The following is a 5558-nucleotide window of genomic DNA, read 5'->3' on the forward strand; positions in this document are numbered from 1 at the left end:
GGCGGCGGTTTCGGCGCTCCGCGTCCGGCCGGCGGCGGCGGTGGCCGCGGCCGTGGACCGGGCGGCGGCACGGCCGGCGCGTTCGGTCGTGGCGGCGGAAAGTCCAAGGCACGGAAGTCGAAGCGCGCGAAGCGCCAGGAATTCGAGATGAGGGAAGCTCCGTCGCTGGGCGGCGTGAGCGTTCCCCGTGGCGACGGCGGCACCGTTGTGCGCTTGCGCCGCGGCTCCTCCATCTCCGACTTCGCCGACAAGATCGACGCGAACCCCGCGTCGCTGGTCACCGTCCTCTTCCACCTGGGCGAGATGGCGACCGCGACCGAGTCGCTCGACGAGGCGACCTTCGCGATCCTCGGCGAGGAGCTGGGCTACAAGATCCAGGTCGTCTCGCCCGAGGACGAGGACCGCGAGCTCCTCGAGGGCTTCGACATCGACCTCGACGCCGAGCTGGAGGGCGAGTCCGACGAGGACCTCGAGATCCGGCCCCCGGTCGTCACGGTCATGGGTCACGTCGACCACGGTAAGACGCGCCTCCTCGACGCCATCCGCAACGCGAACGTCGTCGCAGGCGAGGCCGGCGGCATCACCCAGCACATCGGTGCTTACCAGGTGTGGACCGAGCACGACAACATCGAGCGCGCCATCACCTTCATCGACACCCCCGGTCACGAGGCGTTCACCGCCATGCGTGCCCGCGGTGCGCAGGTGACGGACATCGCGATCCTCGTGGTCGCGGCGGACGACGGCATCATGCCGCAGACGATCGAGGCGCTGAACCACGCCCAGGCGGCGAACGTGCCGATCGTGGTCGCGGTCAACAAGATCGACAAGCCGGACGCCAACCCGGCCAAGGTGCGCCAGCAGCTCACCGAGTTCGGTCTGGTCGCCGAGGAGTACGGCGGCGACGTCATGTTCGTCGACGTGTCGGCCCGCAACAACATCGGCATCGAAGCCCTGCTCGACGCGGTCCTGCTGACCGCCGACGCCGGGCTCGACCTCCGCGCGAACCCGAACAAGGACGCGCGCGGTGTCGCGATCGAGGCGAAGCTCGACAAGGGCCGCGGCGCCGTGGCGACCGTGCTCATCCAGTCCGGAACGCTGCGCGTCGGCGACGCGATCGTCGCGGGCACGGCTTACGGCCGCGTCCGTGCGATGGCCGACGAGAACGGCGACCCTGTCTTCGAGGCAGCGCCGTCCCGCCCGGTCCAGGTGCAGGGTCTGTCCAGCGTCCCGCGCGCCGGCGACACCTTCATCGTCACCGAGGAGGACCGCACCGCCCGGCAGATCGCCGAGAAGCGCGAGGCCGCCGAGCGCAACGCGCAGCTGGCGAAGGCCCGCAAGCGCATCTCGCTCGAGGACTTCACCCGCGCTCTGGAAGAGGGCAAGGTCGAGGCGCTCAACCTCATCATCAAGGGCGACGTGTCCGGTGCCGTGGAGGCGCTGGAGGAGTCGCTCATGAAGATCGAGGTCGACGACTCGGTCAGCCTCCGCATCCTGCACCGCGGCGTCGGCGCGATCACCGAGTCGGACATCGACCTGGCGACCATCGACAACGCGATCGTGATCGGCTTCAACGTCCGCCCGGACGTGAAGGCGCGCGAGCGTGCGGCCCGCGAGGGTGTGGACGTCCGCTTCTACTCGGTTATCTACAACGCGATCGAGGACATCGAGAACTCGCTGAAGGGCATGCTCAAGCCCGAGTTCGAAGAGGTCCAGTCGGGTGTGGCCGAGATCCGCGAGGTGTTCCGCTCCTCCAAGTTCGGCAACATCGCCGGTGTCATCGTCCGGTCCGGAACGATCACGCGCAACGCCAAGGCGCGCGTCATCCGCGACGGCGTCGTGGTGGGGGATAACCTCGCCATCGAGTCGCTGCGCCGGTTCAAGGACGACGTCACCGAGGTGCGCACGGACTTCGAAGCCGGTATCGGCCTCGGCAAGTACAACGACATCCAGGTCGGCGACGAGATCGAGACCACCGAGATGCGGGAGAAGCCCCGCGCCTAATCGGTAGCATGCAAGGCCCGGCGGGAGACCGCCGGGCCTTCGGCTTCCGCACCGAACCACCCAAGGAGTTACAGACATGGCCGATCCGGCACGCGCGAGGAAGCTCGCCGACAGAATCCAGGTCATCATCGCCAAGCGGCTGGATCGCGGCCTCCGCGACCCGCGGCTCGGCTTCGTGACGATCACCGACGTGCAGGTGACGGGCGACCTCCAGCACGCCACCGTGTTCTATACGGTGTACGGCACCGACGAGGAGCGCGCGGACACCGCGGCGGCTCTGCAGGCGGCGACCGGCATGCTGCGCAGCGAGGTGGGCAAGAACATCACCGCGCGGCTGACGCCGACGCTGGCGTTCCAGCTCGACACGATCCCCGAGAACGCGGCCCACATCGAGGACCTGCTTCGCCAGGCGCGCGACCACGACACCGAGGTGGCGGGCCTCGCCTCCGGCGCCAGCTACGCCGGCGAGGAGGACCCGTACGTGAAGCCGCGTGAGGCCGACGAGGAGGACTAGGCTCTGCGCCATGTACGCCGTCTCGTTCTACGATCCCGACCCCGACACGACGCCGGAGCGCTTCCAGCTGATCGTGGCGGCCTACCCGCGCCACAAGGCGTACCTCGACGCGTTCGCGGCGGAGACCGGCGACGTGCTGATGATCGGCACGTTCGGCGACCCCGGCACGCAGGGGTCGATGGCGGTCTTCCGGTCGCGGGAGGCGGCGGAGCGGTTCCGCGACAGCGACCCGTTCGTCACCGAGGGGCTGGTCTACCGTTCGCGGATCCTGGACTGGGATCCGCTCGTGTTCGCGGAGTCCTGAGCGGCCCGCGTGCCCGTCACGGCAGCGTGTAGCCGCCGTCCTCCTCGACCGCCAGGCCGTCGGCGACCAGGCCGCGGAGGGCGCGGTCGCGCTGCTCGGCGTCGGGCCAGACGTCCTCCAGCTCGGCGGCCGTCACCGGGATGTGCGAGCCGCGCAGCTCGGCGAGGATGCGGCCGCGCACCTGGCGGTCGCTGCCCTCGTACTTGTTCTGCACCGCCTTGCGCGGGCCTGCGTACACGGGGTAGCCCGCCGCCCGCCACGCGCACGTCGCCGCCAGCGGGCACTCGTCGCAGCGCGGTGTGCGGGCGACGCAGACGATCGCGCCGAGCTCCATCATCCCGGCGTTGAACGCCGCGGCCGCCGGGCGGTCGTGGGGGAGCAGGGCGGTCATCGCGGCGAGGTCCCTACGCGCGCTCGGCGGCGCGGGCTCGCCCTGGCCGTCGACGGCGCGGGCGATGACGCGGCGCACGTTGGTGTCGACGACCGGATGCCGTGCCCCGTACGCGAAGACCGCGACGGCGCGCGCGGTGTAGTCGCCGATGCCCGGGAGCGCGAGCAGCGCCTCCACGTCGTCCGGCACCACGCCCCCGTGGCGCTCGGTGATCGCGACCGCCGCCGCGTGCAGCCAGAGGGCGCGGCGCGGATAGCCGAGCGACTGCCACGCGCGCACGGCCTCGCCGGGCGGGACGGCGGCCAGGTCGGCGGGCCTCGGCCAGCGGGTCAGCCACTCCTCGAGGCGCGGGATGACGCGCGCGACCGGGGTCTGCTGCAGCATGAACTCGCTGACCAGTGTGCCCCAGGGGGTGAAGCCCTTGCGGCGCCAGGGGAGGTCGCGGCGGTTGGCGTGGTACCAGTCCACCACCGCCGTGGCGAATGCGTCGGGCATGCATCGAGGCTAGCGGGTGCTGCGGCATATGCTCGTCGCATGATGTTGCCTCCCACTCCGCGGGTCCTCGCCCTCCGCGAGATCGTGACGGAGGTGCGGGCGCTCGCGCCGGGTGGCCGCGTGATCGTCGCGGTGGACGGCGGCGGCGGCACCGCGCCGTTCGCGGACGACCTCGCCGCGGTGTTCGGGAGACCGGCGTCGACACGCACCGGGCGTCGGTCGTCGACTTCCACCGGCCGCGCGCGGATCGCACGTTGTTCGGTCCCGAGACGCCGGAGCGGTTCTACCGCGACGCGTTCGACTACTCGACGCTGCAGCGGGTGCTGCTCGATCCGTTCCGGATGGCGGGGAGCACCGGGTTCCAGACGGCGGCGTTCGACGAGGTGCGGGATGCGCCGTTGGTGGCCAGGTGGGAGACGGCCGGCCCGGAAGCGGTGCTCGTCATCGACGGCGAGTTCCTGCTGCGGCCGGAGCTGCGGCGCATGTGGAACGCGTCGATCCTGCTGGTGAACGCCCCCGAGCGTGCGGTCTACGAGGAGGACGCCCGGCCGCGGGACTTCGCGACCATCCTGGTCGACGAGTCCGACCCGGTCGTCCCGGTGCGGGTGCCGCGCCCGGAGTCCGCCTAGCGGCCGAGCAGCCGAGCCATGCGGCGGGCGACCTCGGCCGGCGCGATGAAGGCCTTCGTCGCCTCCACCTCGTGGACCAGAGCGGTCAGCGCCGCATTGACCGGAGCCTCCTGCCCGATGGCGCGCGCCTCGGCGACGACGGCGCCGTTGAGGTAGTCGATCTCGCTGAGCTGGCCGCGGCGGATGCTCTGCAGGGTCGAGCCGGGGTTGGGTGTCGCGCCCATCCGCCGGCGGATCAGCAGCGGCACGGCCTGCGCGAGCCAGCGCGGCGACGCCGCTACGAAGCGCAGGATCCGGTCGTCGAGGCCCTGGACGCTGCCGAACCGGACGCCGCGCGCGATGCCGACGCGGACGGCCTCCTGGAGGCTCGCGGTGATGATCGGCCGGAGGGCTCGGTGGCCGAGGGTCTCCTGGGCGCTCAGGCCGGTGATCGCGGGCATCGCGTTGACCTGGTTGACCATGAGCTTGGTCCACTGGCTGCCGGTGAAGTTCGCGACCGCGAAGCTGGGCATCGCGGCGTCGAGGATGCGCGCGGCCTCCACCGCTGCCGCGGGCGGCTCGCCGTCGCCGGCGCCGAGGTAGGTGTTCGCGGTCGTCGTGACTGTGACCCGGCCGGGGGAGAGGTAGCTGGCGGCGTAGAGCGCGAGGGCGCCGATGCAGGCCGAGCCGGGGAGCAGCTCGTTCGCGACCCGGAGGCCGGCCAGGCCGTTCTGGACCACGACGACCGTGATGCCGTCCAGGAGCTCGGCGTTGTCGCGGATCGCGGCCTCCGCGTCCTGCGCCTTGGTGCAGACGAACGCGAGCTCGGGCCGGATCTGCAGCCGCTCGGCGGCGGCGACCCGCGCGGTGTGGGCTCCCCAGCCGCCGTCGAGCCGGAGGCCGTCCGCCCGGATGGCGGCGAGCTGCTCGCCTCGGGCGGTGACCTCCACCAGATGGCCGACCCGGTCCAGGAGCGCCGCGATCGTGCCGCCGATGGCTCCCGTCCCGATCACGCCGATTCGCACGCCCTCCAGCCTAGGCCGCGCCACGGCTCCCCTGTGCAACGCGAGGGGACGCAACACCGCTACGCGATTCGCGCAGCGGCGTGTTGCGCCCCCTCGAAGACGCGTGGGTCAGTCGGCGAGGACCGGGGTGGGCTCGGCGGTCGCCTCGGCGGCCGCGGCGGCGCCGAGAGCGTCCTCCTCGGCCGTGTCGGCGGCGTGCGCGGCCGCCAGCTCCGCGGCG

Annotated in this window: 6 protein-coding genes; 4 read left to right on the plus strand and 2 right to left on the minus strand. The window is 72.0% G+C overall.

Annotated elements, in window-relative coordinates; genetic code table 11:
• The 3 genes from infB to AC3A3H_RS02390 form a co-directional block, all read left to right on the plus strand.
• Positions 1 to 2001, plus strand: a 2001-nt coding sequence (gene infB / locus AC3A3H_RS02380) for a translation initiation factor IF-2 (protein ID WP_487612940.1), incomplete at its 5' end; no start/stop codon positions are given.
• Between the two features lie 76 nt (positions 2002 to 2077).
• A complete protein-coding gene (rbfA, locus tag AC3A3H_RS02385; RefSeq protein ID WP_487612941.1) occupies positions 2078 to 2515 on the plus strand; it encodes a 30S ribosome-binding factor RbfA in 438 nt (145 codons plus the stop codon).
• Between the two features lie 10 nt (positions 2516 to 2525).
• A complete protein-coding gene (locus AC3A3H_RS02390) occupies positions 2526 to 2819 on the plus strand; it encodes a YciI family protein (RefSeq protein WP_487612942.1) in 294 nt (97 codons plus the stop codon).
• Between the two features lie 16 nt (positions 2820 to 2835).
• Here the strand turns inward: AC3A3H_RS02390 and AC3A3H_RS02395 are convergent, their stop codons facing one another.
• Complete coding sequence (locus AC3A3H_RS02395) at positions 2836 to 3705, minus strand: HhH-GPD family protein (protein WP_487612943.1); 870 nt, start codon at positions 3703 to 3705, stop codon at positions 2836 to 2838.
• A 254-nt stretch (positions 3706 to 3959) separates the two neighbouring features.
• On the opposite strand from AC3A3H_RS02395, the gene AC3A3H_RS02400 reads away from it, so the two are divergent.
• Positions 3960 to 4334, plus strand: coding sequence for a nucleoside/nucleotide kinase family protein (locus AC3A3H_RS02400; protein WP_487612944.1), 375 nt, complete (start codon positions 3960 to 3962; stop codon positions 4332 to 4334).
• Here the strand turns inward: AC3A3H_RS02400 and AC3A3H_RS02405 are convergent.
• The gene (locus AC3A3H_RS02405; protein ID WP_487612945.1) at positions 4331 to 5338 is read right to left on the minus strand and encodes a ketopantoate reductase family protein; all 1008 of its coding nucleotides are present in this window, start codon (positions 5336 to 5338) and stop codon (positions 4331 to 4333) included. The two genes, AC3A3H_RS02400 and AC3A3H_RS02405, sit on opposite strands and share 4 nt — an antisense overlap.
• Between the last annotated feature and the right edge of the window lie 220 nt (positions 5339 to 5558).

Source organism: Leifsonia sp. Soil_N53, from assembly GCF_057655165.1.